Below are 19,839 nucleotides of genomic sequence, written 5' to 3'. Positions count from 1 at the left end.
CGGCCAGTGGCGCGGAGCCAGACAGGTGTGACGAACCACAATGACCGACAAGCTGACCGCGGGTGCAAGGCTCGTGCCACCGGCTCCCACGCCGCAGCCTCCCCCCTCGCAGCCGCCGCGCCAGGGGAAGGGAAAGGGCAAGGGCAAGCCGCGGGGCGCCCTGGCCTGGATCGGGCGGATCATGGGCCTGTTCGCGGGGCTGCTCACGCTTGGCGTGGCGGGCGCGGTGCTGGCGGGGTTCATCGCCTATCAGCGCTTTGCCGCCGACCTGCCGGACGTGACCGGCCTGCGCAACTACCAGCCGCGCATGATGAGCCGCATCTATGCCGGTGATTCCCGTCTGCTCTCGGAACTCGCGGTGGAGCGGCGCATCTTCGTGCCCTACACCGCCATCCCCGAGATCGTGAAGCGGGCCTTCGTCTCGGCCGAGGACCAGAATTTCTTCCTCCATGGCGGCGTCGACCCGATCGCGATCGCGCGGGCCGCGGTCACCGACCTGATGACCTACCGCCAGGGACGGCGCCCGATCGGTGCCTCCACCATCACCCAGCAGGTCGCCAAGAACATGCTGCTCGGCAGCAGCGAGGTCTCGCTCGCGCGCAAGGCGCGCGAGGCGATCCTGGCGATCCGGCTCGACCAGTCGCTGAGCAAGGAGCGCATCCTCGAGCTGTATCTGAACGAGATCTATCTCGGCCTGCAGTCCTACGGCGTCGCCGCGGCGGCGCAGAGCTACTTCAACAAGCCGCTCGACGAGCTGACCGTGCAGGAAGCGGCGTTCCTGGCGGCGTTGCCCAAGGCGCCGAACAACTACAACCCGTTCCGCTTCCCCGACGCGGCCAAGGCGCGGCGTGACTGGGTGCTCGACCGCATGGCCGAGGACCGGGTGATCACCGCCGAGCAGGCGGCGGCGGCGAAGGCGCAGCCGATCGCGCCGGCGCAGTACCGGCGTCCGGACATGGTGGCCGGGGCAGATTACTTCGCCGAGGAGGTGCGCCGGCGGCTGATCGACCGTTTCGGCGCCGACCAGACCACGCAGGGCGGGCTGGTGGTGCGCACCTCGCTCGATCCGGTGCTGCAGGCCGCGGCCGACACCGCGCTGCGCGAGGGGTTGATGCGTTACGACCGTCGCCGCGGCGGCTGGCGCGGCCCGGTGGCACGGCTGCCGGCGGGGCCGGCGCTGCGCACCGGCTGGGAAGGCCAGCTCGGCCAGGTGCAGCGTCCGCCCGGCATGCTGCCGGACTGGAAGCTCGCGGTGGTGCTGGAAGCCTCGGACACCGAGGCGAAGCTGGGTTTCGTCGACCGGGCCGCGGGGGCGGTGCCGCGGGTGCTGCCGATGCAGATGGCCGATCTCGGCTGGGCCCGGGTCGCGCATCTGCCGCCCGGGGCGCTGGTGCCGCCGCCCAACCTGCAGCTCGGCCCGACGCCGCGGCGCATCGCCGACGTGGTGAAGCCGGGCGACGTGGTGATGGCCGAGCTCGCGCCGGCGACGGCAGGGCAGGGGCGCAATGCCGGCCGGCCGGAGCGGCTGCTGCTGCGGCAGATCCCGCTGGTGCAGGGGGCGCTGGTCTCGATCGAGCCGTCCACCGGCCGGGTGCTGGCGCTCTCCGGGGGCTGGAGCTTCGAGATGTCGCAGTTCAACCGCGCCACCCAGGCCAGCCGGCAGCCCGGGTCGAGCTTCAAGCCCTTCGTCTACCTGACCGCGCTGGCGAACGGGATTTCCCCGTCGCAGCGCTTCCTCGACGCGCCCTTCGTGCTCGACCAGGGGGCGGCGGGGAAGTGGCGGCCCAACAACTACGAGATGGACTTCCTCGGCGCGGTGCCGTTGCGCATCGCGCTGGAGAAGTCGCTCAACCTGGTCACAGTGCGGGTGGCCAACCAGGTGGGCATGGACGCGGTGGCGCAGACCGCGATCGGCTTCCGCCTGTTCGACAACATGCCGCGGGTGCTGCCGGCGGCGCTCGGCGCGGTGGAAACCACGGTGCTGCGCGAGGCCGGCGCCTATGCGGGGCTGGCCATGGGCGGGCGCGAGGTGGTGCCGACGCTGATCGACAGCGTGCAGGACCGCGACGGCCACGTGATCTGGCGGGCCGGGGCGCGCAGTTGCCACGGCTGCGAGGATCCCCTGCACCTGCCGGTGCTGGCCGATGACCGGCGTCAGGTGGTCGATCCCGCCTCGACCTTCCAGCTCGTCATGATGATGCAGGGGGTGGTGAGCCGGGGCACCGGCGGCGCCGCCGCCAAGGGGCTCGATCGCGCCATCGCCGGCAAGACCGGCACCAGTCAGGACTTCCAGGACGCCTGGTTCGGCGGCTTCACGCCCGACCTGGTCACCGTGGTCTGGATCGGCTTCGACACCCCGACTTCGCTCGGCAACAACGAGACCGGCGGCGCGCTGGCGGCGCCGATCTGGCACGATTACATGGCTGTGGCGCTCAAGGGGCGGCCGAAGCTGGCCTTCGTGCCGCCGCCCGGCGTCGCCCTGGTCGCCTGGGATTCCGGCTGGGGCACCGTGACCGACGCCTTCAAGCCCGACCAGGTGCCGGGTGCCTCGGGTCCGGTCGGCGGCGGCGGGATTCCGCAGGCCGAAGGGCCGGGCGCCGACATCGCCGCGCCGGCGCCGTCAAGCGCCGGCGGGGTCGACAGCGCCCTGGGCGGGCTGTATTAGCCGCCGCTCCCCCGTTGCTCCTGGAAACACGATGTCCACGGAATCCGACGCCCTCAACGAACAGATCAAGCAGTCCGTGGCGCTGCTGAGGAGGCATCTTTGACTGGGATGTCGCCATCGCACGCCTCGCGGAACTGAACCATCGCGCCGAGGACCCGAATCTCTGGAACGACGCCGCCGCCGCCCAGGCGGTGATGCGCGAACGCAACCGCCTGGCCAGCCAGGTGGAGGGCGTGCAGCGCCTGGAGCGTGAGGTCGCCGACACGATCGAGCTGATCGCCCTGGCCGAGGCCGAGGGCGACGAGGCCATGGTCGGCGACGGCATCGCCACCCTGAAGGCCCTGGCCGGGGAGTCCAAGCACCGCGAGATCGAGAGCCTGCTCTCCGGCGAGGCCGACGGCAACGACTGCTACGTCGAGATCAACTCCGGCGCCGGCGGCACCGAGGCCCAGGATTGGGCCGAGATGCTCATGCGCATGTACACCCGCTGGGCCGAACAGCACGGCTACAAGGTGCAGTTGATGGAGGAGAGCGAAGGCGAGCAGGCCGGCATCAAGTCGGCGACGTTGCAGGTCTCCGGCCCGAACGCCTATGGCTGGCTGAAGACCGAGGCGGGGGTGCACCGGCTGGTGCGCATCAGCCCCTTCGACGCGGCGGCGCGACGGCAGACCAGCTTCGCCTCGGTGTGGGTCTATCCGGTGGTGGACGACAATATCGAGATCGAGATCAACGAGGCCGACCTGAAGGTCGACACCTTCCGCGCCTCCGGGGCGGGCGGGCAGCACGTCAACAAGACGGAAAGCGCGATCCGCATCACCCATATCCCGACCGGGATCGTGGTGGCCTGCCAGACCGACCGCAGCCAGCACCGCAACCGCGCCACCGCCATGGGCATGTTGCGCGCCCGGATGTACGAGCAGGAACTGCAGAAGCGCGAGGCGGCGGCGAGCGCCCAGGAAGCCGCCAAGACCGATATCGGCTGGGGCCACCAGATCCGCAGCTATGTGCTGGCGCCGTACCAGTTGGTGAAGGACCTGCGCACCGGGGTGGAAAAGGGCAACCCGGATGCCGTGCTGGACGGGGCGCTCGACGAGTTCATGGCCGCGGCCCTGGCCGCCCGCGTGGGGGCGACCCGCAGCGAGGCCAGCGCGCAGGCGCAATAGCCTTCGGCTATGCCCGTCCGGGGAGTGGACCCCCGGCGGGCAATGGCTGCACGATATTTCGGCAGTGTGACGTTTTTTCGTCTGGCCCCGGCGTTTCGCCGCGATGCCCGCGCGGGCGTCGCCGCAGCGTTGCCTGGGTTTTGCTGCGTTTTCTTGCCGGTTGCCTGTCAGGACGGGGCTTTGCTCGTTGCGGGTGATGCGCATAGGCTGCATGTCAGCCGCGCGACCCCTGCGGCAGAACTCCTGCATACGAAACACCTGCACACGCACTCCTGCAGACCCAGAAAACGAGGGACGAAGCATGATCAGAAGGACTTTGTTCGCCGGCGTGGCGCTGCTCGCGCTCGGCGCCCTGGCGCCGGCCAAGGCGGACATCCGGATCGCGACCGCGGGCCCGATCACCGGCAACTACGCGAGCTTCGGGGCGCAGCTGAAGGCGGGCGCCGAGCAGGCGGTCGCCGACATCAACGCGCGCGGCGGCGTGCTCGGCCAGAAGCTGGTGCTGGAAGTGGGCGACGACGCCTGCGACCCGAAGCAGGCGGTGTCGGTCGCCAATGACTTCGCCGCCAAGGGCGTGAAGCTGGTCGCCGGGCATTTCTGTTCGGGCAGCTCGATCCCGGCCAGCAAGGTCTATGCCGAGGAAGGCATCCTGCAGATCTCCCCGGCCTCGACCAATCCCAAGTACACCGATGAAGGCAGCTGGAACACCTTCCGCACCTGCGGCCGCGATGACCAGCAGGGCGTGGTGGCCGGCAAGTTCATTGCCAGGGAATTCAAGGACCGCAAGGTCGCCATCCTGCACGACAACTCAGCCTACGGCAAAGGCCTGGCCGACGAGACCAGGAAGGCCCTGAACGCCGCCGGGATGAAGGAGACGCTGTACTCGCCGTATACGCCGGGCGAGAAGGACTATTCGGCGCTGGTCAGCCGCCTGAAGCAGGCCGGCGTGACCGTGATCTATGTCGGCGGCTACCACACCGAGACCGGCCTGATCATGCGCCAGGCCAAGCAGCAGGGCCTGAACCCGACCATCATCGGTGGCGACGCCCTGGTGACCAACGAGTACTGGCAGATCACCGGTGACACCGGCGAAGGCACGATGATGACCTTCCCCTCCGATCCGCGGACGCGCCCGACCGCGGCGGCCGTGGTGAAGGAGTTCAAGGCGAAGGGCATCGATCCCGAGGGCTACGTCCTCTACACCTACGCCGCCGTCCAGATCTGGGCGGAAGCGGCGCAGAAGGCCGGCACCACCGATCCGAAGAAGGTCGCGGCGGTGCTGAAGGCGAACGGCCCGTGGGAGTCGGTGCTGGGCAAGATCGCCTACAACAAGAAGGGCGACCCCGTGGAATCCGACTACGTCGTGTATCGCTGGCACGCCGGCAGCTACGGCGAGATGTAAGGCCCCGCCGCGTCAGGTTGCATCCGCCATGGCCGGTCGGACCGGCCATGGCGGGTACCCCGCTGCCCGGCGCAGGGAGCACCGGGCGGGTCAGTCCGGCGTCGCCGCGCCGACGGGATGGTAACGGCGCCCGAAATAAATCAGCCCCGCCTTGCCCTCGCCCGGCACGATGGCCGCGACCTCGCAGAACAGCACCGAGTGGGTTCCGACTTCCACCACCTGGGCGATGCGGCAATCGAAGACGACCAGCGCCCCTTGCAGCACCGGTGCCCCGGTGACGGCCTCGCCCCAGGCGCCGGCCGCGAAGCGTCCGGCCATGTCGCATTCGGTCAGGCCGGCGAAGACCGATGACAGGTCCTGATGGGCATCTGCCAGCGTGTTCACGCAGAGTACGCCGTTGCGCTTGAAGGCGGCGTTGCTGTCGCTCGTGCGCTTCTGGCAGACGAGCAGCGTCGGCGGATCGTCGGTGACGCTGCACACCGCCGAGGCGGTGAAGCCGTGGCGCCCCGCCGGGCCGTCCGTGGTAATCACATGCACGGCTGCGCCGACGCGCGCCATCGCCTCTCGATAGAGTTGCCGATCTACTGCCATGTGTGCGCCTCCGGTTGGCATCATGCCCGGAAAAGCGCGGCTCCCCAAGGGGGAAGCATCATCGGGGACTGAGAATGATTTCATCCCTGACCAACAAATACATGGACCTCACGAATGCGTGATCGTTGCGTCGTTTCGCAGCCGTATGACAGACTCGCGAAACCGTGAGCGGCAAGGGCCGCGACGAGTGGAGCGTGTCCGATGACCGTAGCGCCGATCTTCGATTTCGATGCCGAGGCCAATGAAGCCTGCGTCCAGGCGGTGCCCGGTGCCGTGTTCCTGCGCCTGCGCCGCAATGTGGGGGGGGATATCCTGCGCCGCATGTTCGTCGAGATGACGCCGCAGCAGGCGCGGGCCTTGTCGCGGGACCTGCAATCCTGCATCCGCAAGGCCGAGCGCAACAATCGCCGCCTGTCCGAAGGCACGGCGGGGTAGGCGACGCACCCGTCCGGATTGCCTGACCCGTACAGGAAAGGGCGCCGCAGTCCGGCGACTGCGACGCCCCTGTTCATCCGAGCGGCCTGAGGCTGGCTACTCGGTCGCGTCGCGCACCGCGTCCTTGGCGCCCCCGACCGTGTTCTGCACCTTGCCTTCGGCCTTGTCGGCCTTGCCTTCGGCCTGGGTGCTGGTATCGCCGGTGACCTTGCCGACGCCTTCCTTTATCGCCCCCTTGGCCTGTTTCAGCGAACCTTCGACGCGATCTTTGTCGACCATTGCTGTTTTCCTCCATTTTCTTGCCGTCTGCTTTATCAACGGCTGAGCTCGGAGACGGTTGCAGGCTCCGCGATGGCCGCGGACAGCGGCGGGGCGATTTCCTCGAGCTGCTTGCGTTCGGCCGGCACGCCGAGCGCGGCCTCGAAGGCCGCGGCGACCAGCATCAGCCCGCCCCCCAGCAGGTAGCCATACAGGATCTCCGTCCGCGAGCCGCCCTCGATCAGCGCGCCGAACAGCACCGGCCCGGCGACGCCGCCGATGCCGGTGCCGAGCGCATAGAACAGGGCGATGGCGACCGCCCGCATCTCCAGCGGGAAGCTTTCGCCCACGGTGAGATAGGCCGAGGACGCGGCGGCGGAGGCGACGAAGAAGATGCCGGTCCACGCGGCGGTCTGCTCGACGGCGGTCAGCGACCCCTGGGCAAACAGCCAACCGGTGACGGCCATCAGCACGCCCGACAGCGCATAGGTCGCGGTGATCATGATGCGGCGGCCGACCGTGTCGAACAGCCGCCCGAGCACCAGGGGGCCGAGGAAATTGCCGATCGCGAAAGGCAGGATGAACAACCCGACCTGCCCGGACGGGATCGCGTAGAATTTGGTCAGGATCAGCGCGTAGGTGAAGAACACCGCATTGTAGCAGAACGCCTGCGCCCCCATCAGCGCGGTGCCGAGGATGGTGCGGTCCCGATACCTGTGCAGCAGGGCATGCACGCTGGGGCCGAACCAGGCGTTCACGTCCCTGCGCAGTCGCAGCCTTTGCGGCGGGACCGGCGGCAAGTCCCCGAACTGGACACGCACGCGGTCCTCGATCTCGCGCATGGCGGCCTCGGCGGCTTCCGGATGGCCATGGGTCATCAGCCAGCGCGGGCTTTCCGGGATCCAGCGGCGCAGGAACAGCACGACGAAGCCAATCAGGCCGCCGAGGACGAAGGAGCCGCGCCAGCCGATCTCGGGCGGAACCAGGGTGGGATCGAGCGCTACCAGCGCGCCGAGCGCGCCGAGCGCCGCCCCGAGCCAGAAGCTGCCGTTGATGACGAGGTCGGTGAAGCCGCGCCGGCGGGCGGGGATGAGTTCCTGGATGGTCGCGTTCACCGCGGCGTACTCGCCGCCGATGCCGGCGCCGGTCAGGGCGCGGAACAGGGCGAAGGACCAGAAATCCCAGGCGAAGCCGGTGGCGATGGTGGAGAGCAGGTAGACCAGGACGGTGATGGTGAAGAGTTTCTTGCGGCCCCAGCGGTCGGTGAGCCAGCCGAAGAGCAGCGCGCCGGACACGGCGCCGACCAGGTAGGCGCTGGCGGCGGCGCCGATCTGGGCGCCGGTCAGGCTGATCGTCTGGCTCTCCACGATGGCGCCGGACAGCGAGCCCACCAGCGTCACCTCCAGGCCATCGAGGATCCAGGTGATACCGAGCGCGATGACGACCAGCCAGTGGAACCGCCCCCAGGGCAGGCGGTCCAGCCGGGCGGGGATGTCGGTCTCGAAGATCTGCGAGGCGGGGGGCCTGTCCATGCGCGGGGCGAACGGTCCAGCCTGTGAGTGGTTCCCTGATGGTCCTTTCATCAGGAAGGATCCCGCGATTCAAGTGTGGCTCCCTGGCCTCGACCCGAGGGCGTGGCGGCGGTGTCACGATCTGCCCGGGCTGCAATCCCTCCCTGCATCGGGGCCGGGGTGCGTGGTCTCAATCCTTTTGGGGAAGGCAGTGATTCCAGGGGCCTTTCCGCCTGGCGCGAGGCCGTGGCGAAGCCATTGCGCGAACAGGCGTGATGGATTTTCGTTGCAAATGGTAATCCCGGCCGCGACGGGGGGCGTCCAGGGGGCGCTGCCCCTGGCCTTCCTCTCCCGAAACCGCTAGGAAGCGGCACCCTTCATCACAGAAATGTCGTGATGGCATGATCGTCGAGACCGGGCATTTCGCCCTGATCCTCGCTCTCCTGGTGGCGCTGGTGCAGTCGGTCGTGCCGCTGATCGGGGCCGCGCGCCGCGATCCCGCCTGGATGGCGGCCGGCCGCTCCGCCGCGGTCACGCAGTTCCTGCTGGTCGCGATGGCGCTGGCGGCGCTGATGCACGCCTACGTGGTGTCCGATTTCTCGGTCCTGAACGTCTTCCAGAACAGCCATTCGGCCAAGCCGCTGCTCTACAAGATCAGCGGCGTGTGGGGGAACCACGAGGGCTCGATGCTGCTGTGGGTCGCCGTGCTCGCCTTCTGCGGCGCCGCGGTCGCGGCCTTCGGCGGCAACCTGCCGCCCGAGCTGCGCGCCCGCGTGCTGGCAGTGCAGGGGATGATCGGGGTCGGCTTCCTGCTGTTCATCCTGTTCACCTCAAACCCGTTCCTGCGCGCCATGCCGCCGCCGCCGGACGGGCGCGGGCTCAACCCGATCCTGCAGGACCCGGGCCTCGCCTTCCATCCGCCCTTCCTCTACCTGGGCTATGTCGGCTTCTCGGTGTCCTTCGCCTTCGCCGTCGCCGCCCTGATCGAAGGCCGCGTCGATCCGGCCTGGGCCCGCTGGGTGCGGCCCTGGGCGCTGGTGTCGTGGTGCTCGCTCACGCTCGGCATCGCGCTCGGCAGCTGGTGGGCGTACTACACGCTGGGCTGGGGCGGCTGGTGGTTCTGGGACCCGGTCGAGAACGCCTCGCTGATGCCCTGGATCGTCGGCACCGCGCTGATCCATTCCGCCATCGTGGTGGAGAAGCGCGACACGCTGAAAAGCTGGACGATCCTGCTCGCCATCATCACCTTCTCGCTGTCGCTGGTCGGCACCTTCCTGGTGCGCTCGGGCGTGCTGAGCTCGGTGCATGCCTTCGCCACCGATCCGGCGCGCGGCACCTTCATCCTGGCGCTGCTGGCGCTGGCGATCGGCGGCTCGCTGACGCTGTATGCGGTGCGGGCGCCGGCGCTGAAGGGGGGCGGGCTGTTCGCGCCGGTCTCGCGCGAGGGCGCGCTGGTGATGAACAACCTGCTGCTGGCCTGCGGCGCCGCCACGGTGTTCATCGGCACGCTGTATCCGCTGTTCCTCGATGTGGTGGGCGGCGACAAGATCTCGGTCGGCTTCCCCTTCTTCAACCAGACCTTCGTGCCGCTGATGGTGCCGCTGCTGCTGATGGTCGGCCCGGGCTCGATGCTGGCCTGGAAGCGCGGCGACCTGCTCGGCGTTCTGCAGCGGCTGTGGGCTGCCTTCGGCATTGCCATCCTGGTCATGCTGGCCGCCTTCTGGGCCAGCCATGGCGGCCCGGTGCTGGCTGTGCTCGGGCTTGGCCTCGCCGCCTGGGTCTTTGCCGGCGCGGCCGTGGAGTTCGCCGAACGCATCCGGCTGTTCCGCATCCCGGCCTGGGAAAGCCTGCGCCGCGCCATCGGCCTGCCGCGCGCGGCCTGGGGCATGACGCTCGCCCATATGGGGGTGGCGGTCACCGTGGCCGGCATCGCCGCCTCGGCCTTCGAAAGCGAGAGCATCGACATCGTCCGCCCCGGCGGCGAGCTGAAGCTGGCCGGCTACACGCTGCGGCTCGACGGGGTGGAGCGCCGCAACGGCCCCAACTACATCTATGACGACGCCGCCATCGCCGTCCTGCGCGATGGCCGGACGGTGGCGGTGGTGCATCCGCAGCGCCGCTTCTTCCCGCTGCAGCAGCAGACCACCGCCGAGACCGCCATCCGCACCAACCTGCTCGCCGATCTCTATGTGGCGCTCGGCGATCCCGATCCCGCCGGCGGCTGGACCATCCGGGCCTACTACAAGCCGCTGGTTCCCTGGATCTGGCTCGGCGCCCTCGTCATGGCCTTCGGTGGGGTCGTCAGCCTGAGCGACCGGCGCTGGCGGGTCGGCATCGCCGCCCGCGCCCGCCAGGCGGTGCTGCAGCCTGCCCCGGGAGAGTGACCGTCGTGAAGCGCGTCCTGTACTTGCTGCCGCTCGTCGCGTTCCTCGCGGTCGCCGGCTATTTCGTGGTGGCCTTGCGCCCAGGCTTCGATCCGCGTGAGCTGCCCTCGGCGCTGATCGACAAGCCCGCCCCCGATTTCGACCTGCCGCCGCTCGGGGAGGGGAGCAATCTTTCCAGGGCGGGCCTCGCCGGGCAGGTGGCGGTGGTCAATTTCTTCGCTTCCTGGTGCGTGCCCTGCCGGATCGAGCATCCGGTGCTGATGCGCCTGGCCAGGCAGGAGAAACTGGCGCTCTACGGCATTGCCTACAAGGATAAGCCGGCGGATGCGCAGCGGCTGCTCGATCAGTCGGGCGATCCCTACCGCGGCATCGGCCTGGACCTGTCGGGGCGCACCGGCATCGATTTCGGCGTCTATGGCGTCCCGGAGACCTACGTGATCGACAAGTCCGGCCATATCCGCAAGCGCTTCGTGGGGCCGCTCAATCCCGATTCGGTCGAGCGTGAGTTGTTGCCGCTGGTCCGCCAGCTCGAGGGCGGCTGATGCGCGCGCTGCTGTTGCTGCTGCTGCTGCTGCCGGGGCTCGCCGGTGCGGTGGAACCGCGCGAGCGCCTGCCCGATCCGGCCATGGAGGCGCGGGCGCGCGAGGTCAGCCGGACGTTGCGCTGCCTGGTCTGCCAGAACGAATCGATCGACGATTCCAACGCCGACCTCGCCCGCGACATCCGCGTGCTGCTGCGCGAGCGCCTCAGCAGCGGCGATTCCAATGACCAGGCGCGGCAGTTCATCGTCGATCGCTACGGCGATTTCGTGCTGCTGAAGCCCCCGCTCAAGGGCGCCACGCTGCTGCTGTGGTTCGGCCCGGCGCTGGTGCTGCTGGTCAGTGGCATCGGCGTCGTCCTCTGGCTGCGTCGCCGGCCGCAGGCGGCCGTCCTGCCGGCGCCGTTGAACGAGGCCGAGCGGGCACGCCTCGCGCGGCTGCTGCAGGAGCCCGAGGCGTGACCGCCTTTGTCTTCACCTGCGCCCTGCTCGCGCTGGGCGTGCTGACCTTCGTCGTGCTGCCGCTGGTCGGCGTCCGTCGGGCGCTGCCCTCGCGTGCCCGCTTCGATCAGGCGGTCTATCGCGACCAGCTCAAGGAACTGGACCGCGACATCGCCCGCGGGGTCGTCGGCGAGGCCGAGGCCCAGACCGCCCGGCTGGAAATCGAGCGCCGCCTGCTTGCCGCGTCGGATCGGCAGGAGCCGGAACTGCCGCGGGCGCCGCTGCGCCGCAGCTCCCTGATCGCCGGCGTGGTCGCCGTGCTGGTCGTGGCCGGTGCCTCGGGGCTTTACCTGATGCTGGGGGCGCCGGGCATCCCGGATGCCCCCTATGCGCTGCGGATCGCCGAGCGCAAGGGCGGCGCCACCGACCCGCAGCACGCCGAGATGGCGAAGATGGCGCAGACCCTGGCCGAGCGCCTGCGCCAGGATCCGAACAACCGCGAGGGCTGGCAGCTCTATGCCCGCACCGAGGCGACGCTCGGCAACTGGCAGGAGGCCGCCGCCGCCTGGCGCAACCTGATCGCCCTGGGCAACGCTGACGCCGATGCCTATGCCGGCTATGGCGAGATGCAGGTGCTGGCGGCCCAGGGCACGGTGACGCCGGCCGCGCGCGAGGCCTTCGCACAGGCGCTCAAGGCCGATGCCGTCAACCCGATCGCCCGATTCTACCTGGCCGCGGCCGACGCGCAGGCGGGCGAGGGCCAGAAGGCGATCGACGCGTGGCTGAAGCTCGCCGGCGAGATCGCCGATCCGGACATGCGCGCCGAGCTCGGGCGCCGCATCGCCCAGGCCGCCCGGCTCAGCGGCGTGCCGGTGCCGACATTGCCGCCGCCCGCGCCCGAGTCGGCGCCTGAACCCGGGCCGACCGGACAGGATGTCGCCGCCGCGGCGAACATGTCCGAAGCCGAGCGCGCCACCATGATCCGCGGCATGGTGGAGAAGCTTGCCGCGAAGTTGCAGGCCGAGCCCAACGATTACGACGGCTGGCTGCGGCTTGGCCGGGCCTATGCGGTGCTGGGCGAGCACGATCAGGCGGGCGATGCCTTTACGCGGGCCGCTGCCCTGCGGCCCGGCGATGTCACGCCCCTGCTGCAGGGGGTGCAGGCGCTGGCTCAGGCACAGAAGGAAGGCGCACCGCTGCCGCAGCGCGCCATCGCCCTGTTGCACGAGGCCGAGCAACGCGATCCGAAGCTCCCGGAGACCCTGTGGTATCTCGGCATGGCGGAGGCTCAGTCCGGCCGAGTCGACCAGGCCCGTGGCTACTGGGAGCGCCTGCTGCCCCTGCTGCCGGAGGGCAGCAACGAGTCCAGGCTGGTCACCGAGGCCATTGCGACACTGAAGGCACACTGACGCGGCTTTTCGGGCACGGCACCGCCGGTTTCGCCCCGGCAGTGCCCCTGGCCATTGATCTGGGCCGGGAAGCACAGCTACATCAGCCCAATCAACGCCGTTGCCCGGCATGGAAAAGCGCCTGCGGCCGGCGGAAAATCTGCGGCCCCCGGTGGCAGCCAGGACGGGGGCGACGCGTTGCGGTGCTGCCGGGCGAGGGGTCCGGCACGAGACAGCGGGAGTGCAGCGACCATGGCACCCAAGACCGAGACCACGGCCGTCGAACTCGACCCGGGCGAAGTCGCCCTTGTCGTAGGGGAAGAGAGCGGCTCCATGTCGGTGCGCGTCGTCGCGGCATCCGACGTGGATACGGACGCAACCGATCTTTCCGCGGCGCCGGAAATCGTGCTGGCGCTGGCAATGCGCCTGCTCAAGGATCCGGATTTCCATGACGAGGTGCTCGACTGGTACTACGAGCACCAGGACGAGGACGACGACGAGGAAGAAGAAGAGGAAGAAGAAGAGGACGGCGAGAAAGAGAAGTAGGCAAGGCCAGGGCTCTGCCCTGGACCCGGCAGGGGCCATAAGGCCCCTGCACCCCGGTCGCGCTGCGCGGCTGTCCGGTCAGTCCGCCGTTGCTCCCATTTTTTCCGCCAGCGCGGGCATGGAACTGGTCCGCTTCGGCGCGAGCCAGCGTTGCAGGCGTTCCAGGTAAAGATAGATCACCGGCGTCGTATACAGCGTCAGGATCTGGCTGAGGGCCAGGCCACCTACCATCGCGAAGCCGAGCGGGCGGCGCAGTTCCGACCCGGCGCCGGTGCCGATCATCAGCGGCAGGCCGGACAGCAACGCCGCCATCGTCGTCATCAGGATGGGGCGGAAACGCAGCAGGCAGGCCTGTCGGATGGCGTTGAACGGGGTTTCGCCGTCGCGCCGCTCGGCGGTGATGGCGAAGTCCACCATCATGATGCCGTTCTTCTTGACGATGCCGATCAGCAGGATGATGCCGATCAGCGCGATCACCGACAGCTCGTAGCCCGCGCCCATCAGGATCAGCAGCGCCCCCACCCCGGCCGACGGCAGCGTCGAGAGGATGGTGATCGGCAGGATGTAGCTCTCGTACAGGATGCCCAGGATGATGTAGACGGCGATCAACGCCGCCGCGATCAGGTAAGGCTGGCTGGAGAGCGAGGACTGGAACGCCTGGGCGGTGCCCTGGAAGGTGCCGGAGATGGTGATCGGCGCGCCGAGATCGCGCATCGCCCCCTGGATGGCGTCCACCGCCTGGCCGAGCGCCACGCCCTCGGCGAGGTTGAAGGACAGCGTCACCGCCGGGAATTGCGACTGGTGGCTGATCGACAGCGGCGCCGTCCGGGTGGTGTCCACCTTCACGAAGGTCGAGAGCGGCACCGCCTGGCCGGCACTGGATTTCACGTACAGCTTGTCCAGCACAGTCAGATCGCCCTGCAGCTCCGGCAGCACTTCCAGGATGAGTTCATAGGTGTTCACCTGGGTGAAGTACTGGGTCACCTGGCGCTGGCCGAGCGCGCTGTACAGCGTGTCATCGATCTGGCGGGGCGAGATGCCGAAGCGGGCGGCGGCGTCGCGGTCGATGGTGATCATCACCGTGGTGCCGCCGTTCTGCTGGTCGGTGGCGACGTCACGCAATTGCGGCAGGGTGCGCAGCTTCGCGAAGACCTTCGGCGCCCATTCGTACAGCTCGTTCGCGTCGGCGTCCTGCAGCGTGTACTGGTACTGCGTCTTGGAGATGCGCCCGCCTACCCGCACGTCCTGACCGGCCTGCAGGAAAAGCTGTCCGCCCTCGATGCGTGCGAGCTGCGGCCGCAGCCGTGCGATGATCTGTTGCGCCGAGGCATGCCGTTCCTCGAACGGCTTGAGCGCCACGAAGAAGCGCGCGTTGTTGCCGGTCTGCCCGGACACGCCCGCCCCGACCAGCGAGACATAGTTGGCTATATCGGGATCCTGCAGCAGCACGGCGCCGAGTTCCCGGTTGATCCGCACCGCTTCCTTGAAGGAGACGTCCTGCGCGGTCTCGGAGACGCCGAGCAGCAGGCCGTTGTCCTGCTCGGGGAAGAACCCCTTGGGGATCTGGATGTACAGCACCACCGTCAGCGCCACGGTGGCCAGGAAGGTCAGCAGCGTCACGAACTGGTGGCGCAGCGCGATGTCGAGCGTGCGCCGGTAGCCGGCGAGCAGCAGGTCGAAGCCGCTCTCGATCACCCGGTAGAGCCGTCCGTGCCGGCCGGTTTCATGGTGCAGGAAGCGCGAGCACATCATCGGCGTCAGCGTCAGCGACACCAGCGCCGAGACGAGCACCGCCACGCTGACGGTGACCGCGAATTCCCGGAACAGCCGCCCGACGATGCCGCCCATCAGCAGCAGCGGAATGAACACCGCGATCAGCGAGGCGCTGATCGAGACGATGGTGAAGCCGATCTCGCCCGCCCCGCGGATGGCGGCGTCCATCGGCTTCATGCCGTCCTCGATATGGCGGTAGATGTTCTCCAGCATGACGATGGCGTCGTCGACCACGAAGCCGACCGCGATGGTCAGCGCCATCAGCGAGAGATTATCCAGGCTGAAGTCCAGCAGGTACATCACCGCGAAGGTGCCGACCAGCGCGATCGGCACGGTGATGCCGGGGATGATGGTGGCCCACAGGTTGCGCAGGAACAGGAAGATCACCATCACCACCAGGGCGATCGTCAGGATCAGCGTGAACTGAACCTCGTGGACCGAGGCGCGGATGGTCTGCGTGCGGTCCATCACCTTGTTGACCTCGATCGAGGGCGGAATCGCCGCCCGCAGCCGCGGCATGGCTGCTTCGATGCGCTCGACCGTGTCGATGATGTTGGCGTCCGGCTGCTTGAAGATCACCAGCTGGACGCCGGGCCTGCCGTTGCGGAAGCCGCCGACGCGCACGTTCTCGGCGTCGTCGACGGCCTGGCCGATGTCACGCACCCGCACCGGCGCGCCGTTGCGATAGGCGATCACCAGGTCCTGGTACTGGGATGCCTTGGTCAACTGGTCGTTGGCGTAGACGGTGAAGCTGCGCTTCACCCCGTCGATCGTGCCCTTCGGCGCGTTCACCGTGGCGGTGGCAAGGGCGCTGCGGGCGTCTTCCAGCGTGATGCCCATCGCCGCGAGCTTGGCCGGATCCACCTGCACCCGCACCGCCCGCTTGCGCTCGCCGCCGATGAAGACCTGGCTGACGCCGGAGATCTGGCTGATCTGCTGGGCGAGGATGTTGTCGGCATAGTCGTCGACATCGATCAGAGGGTGCAGGTCGGACTGCACCGCATAGATCATGATCGGGCTGTCGGAGGGATTGACCTTCCAGAAGGTCGGCGGCGAGGGCAGGTCCTTGGGCAACTGGCCCTGGGCGGCGGTGATGCGCGACTGCACGTCCAGCGCGGCGGAATCGATGCTGCGGTTGAGGTCGAACTGGATGGTGATGGAGCTCTGCCCCAGCACGGATGTCGAGGTCATCTGCGCGATGCCGGGGATCTGGGCGAATTGTCGCTCCAGCGGCTGCGCCACCGCGGTCGCCATGGTTTCCGGGCTCGCGCCGGGAAACTTGGCCGAGACGTTGATGGTCGGGAACTCGACGCGTGGCAGCGGGGCGACGGGCAGCAGCGGATAGGCGGCGATGCCGACCAGGACGATCGCCGCCATCAGCAGGGAGGTGCCGACCGGACGGCGGATGAAGGGGGTGGAGATGCTCATGCGCCGTCGTGCCTGTTGCTGTGCCGCATCATCGGCGGCGCGTCATCGGGGCCGCGTCATCGTGTGGGGTCAGCTCGCGGGGGAGCGGGTCTCCGCCACGCGGGTCCCGTCCTGCAGTCGCGACATGCCGCCCACGACCACGTGCGTGTCCGCGTCGAGGCCGCGCGATACCACCGCGATCCGGCCGTCGTCCTGGCCGATCTCGACGCGCTGCACCGCGACCGTCGAATCCGGCTTCACCACGAAGACATAAAGGCCGGAGGCGCCGCGCTGCACGGCGATGCTCGGCACGGTCAGCGCCGCGGTCCTGAGGCCGATCTGCAGCCGCACGTTCACGAACTGCCCGGGCCAGAGCCGGCTGTCGGGGTTCTGGAACACCGCCTTCAGCCGGATCGTGCCGGTGGCCTGGTCGATCGCGTTGTCGGCGGTCAGCAGCTCGCCGGTGCCAAGTTCGGTGCTGTCGTCCGGGGCGAAGGCGAGCACCGGCAGCGGGCCGGTTTTCATCGCCGTCTGGATCCGCGGCAGATCGGCCTGGGGCAGGGTGAACGTGACCGCGATCGGGTGGATCTGGGTGAGGCTGACCAGCCCCGTCGTGTCGGTGGCGCGCACCATGTTGCCGGGGTCCACCAGCCGCAGCCCGACCCGGCCGTCGAACGGCGCGGTGATGTGGCAGTATTCGAGATTGAGCCGGGCCGCCGCGATGGCCGCCTCGTCGCCCTGCAGCGTGGCGCTGATCTGTCCCACCTGCGCCGTCTGGTTGTCCACCTGCTGGCGCGAGGCGAAGTCGTTGCGGACCAGCGACTGGTAGCGGGCGAGGTCGCGCTTCGCATTGGCGAGCTGGACCTCGTCATAGGCCTTCTTCGCCTGGGCCTGTGCGAGGGCCGCGGCATAGGGGCGCGGGTCGATCAGGGCGAGCGGGTCGCCCTTCTTCACTTCCTGGCCTTCGTTGAAGAACACGCGCTCGAGCGTGCCGTCCACGCGCGCGCGGATCAGGGCCGCCTGAAAGGCCTGCACCGTGCCGATATTGCGCAGCAGGACGGGCACGTCCTGGCGGATGACCGCGGCCGTGGTTACCGGGACGGCGGGGGGGCTGGGCTGGGCGGGCTGGGCCTGGGCCGGCAGCCGGGGCAGCAGAACGGCGGCGGCGAGCACCGCCGCCAGCCCGATCGCGCGGGCGCGGCGCGGCCGCGCAGGGGAAGCTGTCATGGCCGGGCTGTCGTCATGGCGCGGAACGCCGCAACATCAGGGGCCGGATCCAGGCCGGCTCCGGCGGATAGGGTGTTGGCGTCGTCCTGCACGCGTTCAGCCCCCGTATTCGCAGGCCGGCGCGGCCGGCATGGGTCTCAGTGACATGGACCCGCTCACGAACCATTCAACGCGAGCTGGCGGGGATGAATAAACAAAATACGGGCCATTGGGGCGTGGCTCAGTCGTTTCATATCATCTGCTGCGACGCATCATAGGCTGCCGACCTGAACCTGACCTGAACGCGGGGGCGGCGGAGCGCGGTTTTCATGTCGCCATGCCAGCGAATGCGGGGACGGTTCAGACGATCTGCATGCCCACCCAGGTCAGCAGCAGGCTGGCGGCGATGCCGAGCGCTTGCAGCATGGCCCGGCCCGACGGCTCGCGCACGATGCGGGTGGCCCGGTCATCCGTCTCGTCGGCGATGTCGTCACCGTCTTCGATGGGGAGGGCGTCGGTGTCGGGCAGGGGATGCAGCACGGAAGCGCTGGCGGCCCGCTCGGCCAGATCGGCGTCGATCGCCACGACCCGCGCCACCACGTCCGATGTCTTCTCGCAAAGGGCCTGCGCCATGGCCGCGAAGGTTGCCGCGGTCGGGAGAGGCTGCGATCCGGAACCCTGCAGAGCCATCGTGATCATGGCGGGCACTCCAAAGCGTTCACGATGATGGGACCATACATGTTCACGGCTTCGTGATCAAACGATAAATCGTGATCCGGTGAAGAATTCCATTGTAAAGCCAAGGCCATGGCCTGGGCATCTGAAGTAGAAAACCAGAAACGTCGATTAACCCAAAATTGATTTCGCGTAGATATTTTTTTCGTTTGATTGGGATTGTCTGGTGAGGATTGAATTCATGCCGGAACCATAGCGCGCGGCCGTCATCCTGGCTGTGAGCCGGCGCACATGGGGGCAGGAAATGAAAAACGGGCCGGAGAGGCGTGGCGATGCCTCATCCGGCCCGTGTCGTCGGACCCGAAGATGCCGGGGGAAGCGGTGTTCCCCGGCCGTGCCGTCAGCGCGTCTGCTGGATCGCCGAAAGCACCCAGCGTTCGCCCGGCGCGCGCAGGAACGTCCAGATCTCGGTCGTTTCGGTGCGCCGGGCCGGATCACCCTCGATCACGCGGCCGCTGCCGTCGCGGGTCACGTCGATCATCGAGAAGCGCATGGCGACGGTGGCGTATTCGCGCGCCCCTTCCGACCAGGCTTCCGACAGGTCGCCCTGTTCCAGCCGCACCTCCGACACCGTGTTGCGCACGCCGCGGCGGGCCTGCTCGCCGATCTGCTCGGCGAAGTAGCCGGCCATCTCGGGCGTGGAGACCGCGCGCAGTGCGTTCAGGTCGTGGTTCGACCAAGCGCCCTGCACGGTCTGCAGCAAGTGTTCGAAGTTCTGGTAATCGGCCGGGGTGATCTGCACCGGCCGCTGCGCCTGGGCGGAACCCGCGCTGCCGCCCATCATCGGCCGCGGGCCAGGGCTGGCATTGTCGGTGTTGCCGCGGGCGAACAGGTTCGGCCCGGCGAAGGCCGTCTGGGCCCGGTTGCGCATGAACCAGCGGTACAGGAACCGCACCAGCAGCGCGACCAGGGCGATCTGCACCAGGAACCAGAAGAAGCTGCCGATGCCGTTGATGCCGCCGAACAGGCCGCCACCGAACAGCAGGCCGCCGATGCCGGCGCCGATCAGCCCGCCCATCAGGCCGGACATGAAGGCCGAGCGGCCACTCATCGGCGCGGCCGCCGGCGATGATGCCAGGGACGACGGCGCCGAGGGGCCGGCCTGCGGCGTCATGCTGCGCTGCATCGGCATGGTGGTGGAGGGGGCCGTGTTGGTGGGCGGCGGCGCCGAATAGGTCCGGCTGCCACGGCTGCCCATCGATCCACCGCCGCCCGCCTTCGCCCAGGCGAAGCCGGGCGCAAGCGCGAGCGACAGGGCCGCTGCGGCGGCGATCAGGGACGAAGTGCGACGCATGGGGTGCTCACGTTTCCTCGACATACCAACGCGAATATAGGGGGCCGCCCCTTCGTAATGAAGGGGAAGCCGCGTGATGTACTGTTACAGAGGAAACGCGTG

Annotated in this window: 16 protein-coding genes; 9 read left to right on the top strand and 7 right to left on the bottom strand. The window is 68.8% G+C overall.

The genetic code is table 11. The features are described from left to right. The first annotated feature begins 40 nt into the window (after nt 1-40). The 3 genes from NBY65_RS07555 to NBY65_RS07545 all read left to right on the top strand — a co-directional run bounded on the left by NBY65_RS07555 (nt 41) and on the right by NBY65_RS07545 (nt 5,230). On the top strand, nt 41-2,665 hold the full coding sequence (locus NBY65_RS07555) for a penicillin-binding protein 1A (RefSeq protein ID WP_150041932.1): 2,625 nt from the start codon (nt 41-43) through the stop codon (nt 2,663-2,665). Nucleotides 2,666-2,696: 31 nt separating this feature from the next. Further along, a protein-coding gene (gene prfB / locus NBY65_RS07550) for a peptide chain release factor 2 (RefSeq protein WP_150041933.1) occupies nt 2,697-3,828 on the top strand; the annotation gives its coding sequence in 2 pieces (ribosomal slippage) (nt 2,697-2,765 and nt 2,767-3,828; 1,131 coding nt in all). Nucleotides 3,829-4,129: 301 nt separating this feature from the next. Next, on the top strand, nt 4,130-5,230 hold the full coding sequence (locus NBY65_RS07545) for a branched-chain amino acid ABC transporter substrate-binding protein (protein ID WP_203330541.1): 1,101 nt from the start codon (nt 4,130-4,132) through the stop codon (nt 5,228-5,230). A gap of 90 nt (nt 5,231-5,320) precedes the next feature. Here the strand turns inward: NBY65_RS07545 and NBY65_RS07540 are convergent, their stop codons facing one another. After that, nucleotides 5,321-5,821 (bottom strand): flavin reductase, encoded by a 501-nt coding sequence (locus NBY65_RS07540; RefSeq protein WP_162530637.1) that lies wholly within the window; start codon nt 5,819-5,821, stop codon nt 5,321-5,323. 201 nt (nt 5,822-6,022) lie between these two features. On the opposite strand from NBY65_RS07540, the gene NBY65_RS07535 reads away from it, so the two are divergent. Beyond that, nucleotides 6,023-6,256, top strand: coding sequence for a hypothetical protein (locus tag NBY65_RS07535; RefSeq protein ID WP_150041935.1), 234 nt, complete (start codon nt 6,023-6,025; stop codon nt 6,254-6,256). 96 nt (nt 6,257-6,352) lie between these two features. Here the strand turns inward: NBY65_RS07535 and NBY65_RS07530 are convergent, their stop codons facing one another. Both NBY65_RS07530 and NBY65_RS07525 read right to left on the bottom strand, forming a co-directional pair. Further along, nucleotides 6,353-6,535, bottom strand: a complete 183-nt coding sequence (locus tag NBY65_RS07530) for a CsbD family protein (RefSeq protein WP_150041936.1) — start codon at nt 6,533-6,535, stop codon at nt 6,353-6,355. 35 nt (nt 6,536-6,570) lie between these two features. Then, the gene (locus tag NBY65_RS07525) at nt 6,571-8,046 is read right to left on the bottom strand and encodes an MFS transporter (RefSeq protein WP_150041937.1); all 1,476 of its coding nucleotides are present in this window, start codon (nt 8,044-8,046) and stop codon (nt 6,571-6,573) included. Between the two features lie 380 nt (nt 8,047-8,426). On the opposite strand from NBY65_RS07525, the gene NBY65_RS07520 reads away from it, so the two are divergent. From NBY65_RS07520 to NBY65_RS07500, 5 genes are all read left to right on the top strand, one after another. Next, nucleotides 8,427-10,409 (top strand): heme lyase CcmF/NrfE family subunit, encoded by a 1,983-nt coding sequence (locus NBY65_RS07520; RefSeq protein WP_150041938.1) that lies wholly within the window; start codon nt 8,427-8,429, stop codon nt 10,407-10,409. A gap of 5 nt (nt 10,410-10,414) precedes the next feature. Continuing rightward, complete coding sequence (locus NBY65_RS07515; protein WP_150041939.1) at nt 10,415-10,951, top strand: DsbE family thiol:disulfide interchange protein; 537 nt, start codon at nt 10,415-10,417, stop codon at nt 10,949-10,951. Next, entirely contained in the window at nt 10,951-11,409 is a 459-nt protein-coding gene (locus tag NBY65_RS07510; protein ID WP_150041940.1) for a cytochrome c-type biogenesis protein, read from the top strand. Before NBY65_RS07515 ends, NBY65_RS07510 begins: the two co-directional genes overlap by 1 nt. Beyond that, a complete protein-coding gene (gene ccmI, locus NBY65_RS07505) occupies nt 11,406-12,797 on the top strand; it encodes a c-type cytochrome biogenesis protein CcmI (RefSeq protein ID WP_162530638.1) in 1,392 nt (463 codons plus the stop codon). Before NBY65_RS07510 ends, ccmI begins: the two co-directional genes overlap by 4 nt. A gap of 231 nt (nt 12,798-13,028) precedes the next feature. Continuing rightward, nucleotides 13,029-13,322 carry a hypothetical protein gene (locus tag NBY65_RS07500; protein WP_150041942.1) on the top strand — a complete coding sequence of 98 codons (294 nt, stop codon included), beginning with the start codon at nt 13,029-13,031 and terminating at the stop codon, nt 13,320-13,322. A 78-nt stretch (nt 13,323-13,400) separates the two neighbouring features. Here the strand turns inward: NBY65_RS07500 and NBY65_RS07495 are convergent, their stop codons facing one another. The 4 genes from NBY65_RS07495 to NBY65_RS07480 all read right to left on the bottom strand — a co-directional run bounded on the left by NBY65_RS07495 (nt 13,401) and on the right by NBY65_RS07480 (nt 19,737). Next, nucleotides 13,401-16,523: a multidrug efflux RND transporter permease subunit gene (locus NBY65_RS07495; RefSeq protein ID WP_150041943.1), complete on the bottom strand. Its 3,123-nt coding sequence runs from the start codon at nt 16,521-16,523 to the stop codon at nt 13,401-13,403. A 69-nt stretch (nt 16,524-16,592) separates the two neighbouring features. Beyond that, nucleotides 16,593-17,729 carry an efflux RND transporter periplasmic adaptor subunit gene (locus tag NBY65_RS07490; RefSeq protein WP_150041944.1) on the bottom strand — a complete coding sequence of 379 codons (1,137 nt, stop codon included), beginning with the start codon at nt 17,727-17,729 and terminating at the stop codon, nt 16,593-16,595. 339 nt (nt 17,730-18,068) lie between these two features. Then, the gene (locus NBY65_RS07485; protein WP_150041945.1) at nt 18,069-18,407 is read right to left on the bottom strand and encodes a hypothetical protein; all 339 of its coding nucleotides are present in this window, start codon (nt 18,405-18,407) and stop codon (nt 18,069-18,071) included. 376 nt (nt 18,408-18,783) lie between these two features. Further along, the gene (locus NBY65_RS07480) at nt 18,784-19,737 is read right to left on the bottom strand and encodes a TIM44-like domain-containing protein (protein ID WP_239002860.1); all 954 of its coding nucleotides are present in this window, start codon (nt 19,735-19,737) and stop codon (nt 18,784-18,786) included. Nucleotides 19,738-19,839 lie beyond the last annotated feature (102 nt).

This window comes from Rhodovastum atsumiense, from assembly GCF_937425535.1.
Classification (GTDB): domain Bacteria; phylum Pseudomonadota; class Alphaproteobacteria; order Acetobacterales; family Acetobacteraceae; genus Rhodovastum; species Rhodovastum atsumiense.
The sequence above is the reverse complement of the archived record's forward strand: the minus strand, read 5'-3'. Positions and strand labels throughout refer to the sequence as shown.

Bases quoted from the DNA above. Each gene is read 5' to 3' on its own strand.
- NBY65_RS07555 (WP_150041932.1), top strand. From the start codon at position 41: ATGACCGACAAGCTGACCGCGGGTGCAAGGCTCGTGCCACCGGCTCCC.
- NBY65_RS07545 (WP_203330541.1), top strand. From the start codon at position 4,130: ATGATCAGAAGGACTTTGTTCGCCGGCGTGGCGCTGCTCGCGCTCGGC.
- NBY65_RS07540 (WP_162530637.1), bottom strand. From the start codon at position 5,821: ATGGCAGTAGATCGGCAACTCTATCGAGAGGCGATGGCGCGCGTCGGC.
- NBY65_RS07535 (WP_150041935.1), top strand. From the start codon at position 6,023: ATGACCGTAGCGCCGATCTTCGATTTCGATGCCGAGGCCAATGAAGCC.
- NBY65_RS07530 (WP_150041936.1), bottom strand. From the start codon at position 6,535: ATGGTCGACAAAGATCGCGTCGAAGGTTCGCTGAAACAGGCCAAGGGG.
- NBY65_RS07525 (WP_150041937.1), bottom strand. From the start codon at position 8,046: ATGGACAGGCCCCCCGCCTCGCAGATCTTCGAGACCGACATCCCCGCC.
- NBY65_RS07520 (WP_150041938.1), top strand. From the start codon at position 8,427: ATGATCGTCGAGACCGGGCATTTCGCCCTGATCCTCGCTCTCCTGGTG.
- NBY65_RS07510 (WP_150041940.1), top strand. From the start codon at position 10,951: ATGCGCGCGCTGCTGTTGCTGCTGCTGCTGCTGCCGGGGCTCGCCGGT.
- NBY65_RS07500 (WP_150041942.1), top strand. From the start codon at position 13,029: ATGGCACCCAAGACCGAGACCACGGCCGTCGAACTCGACCCGGGCGAA.
- NBY65_RS07495 (WP_150041943.1), bottom strand. From the start codon at position 16,523: ATGAGCATCTCCACCCCCTTCATCCGCCGTCCGGTCGGCACCTCCCTG.
- NBY65_RS07490 (WP_150041944.1), bottom strand. From the start codon at position 17,729: ATGACAGCTTCCCCTGCGCGGCCGCGCCGCGCCCGCGCGATCGGGCTG.
- NBY65_RS07485 (WP_150041945.1), bottom strand. From the start codon at position 18,407: ATGATCACGATGGCTCTGCAGGGTTCCGGATCGCAGCCTCTCCCGACC.
- NBY65_RS07480 (WP_239002860.1), bottom strand. From the start codon at position 19,737: ATGCGTCGCACTTCGTCCCTGATCGCCGCCGCAGCGGCCCTGTCGCTC.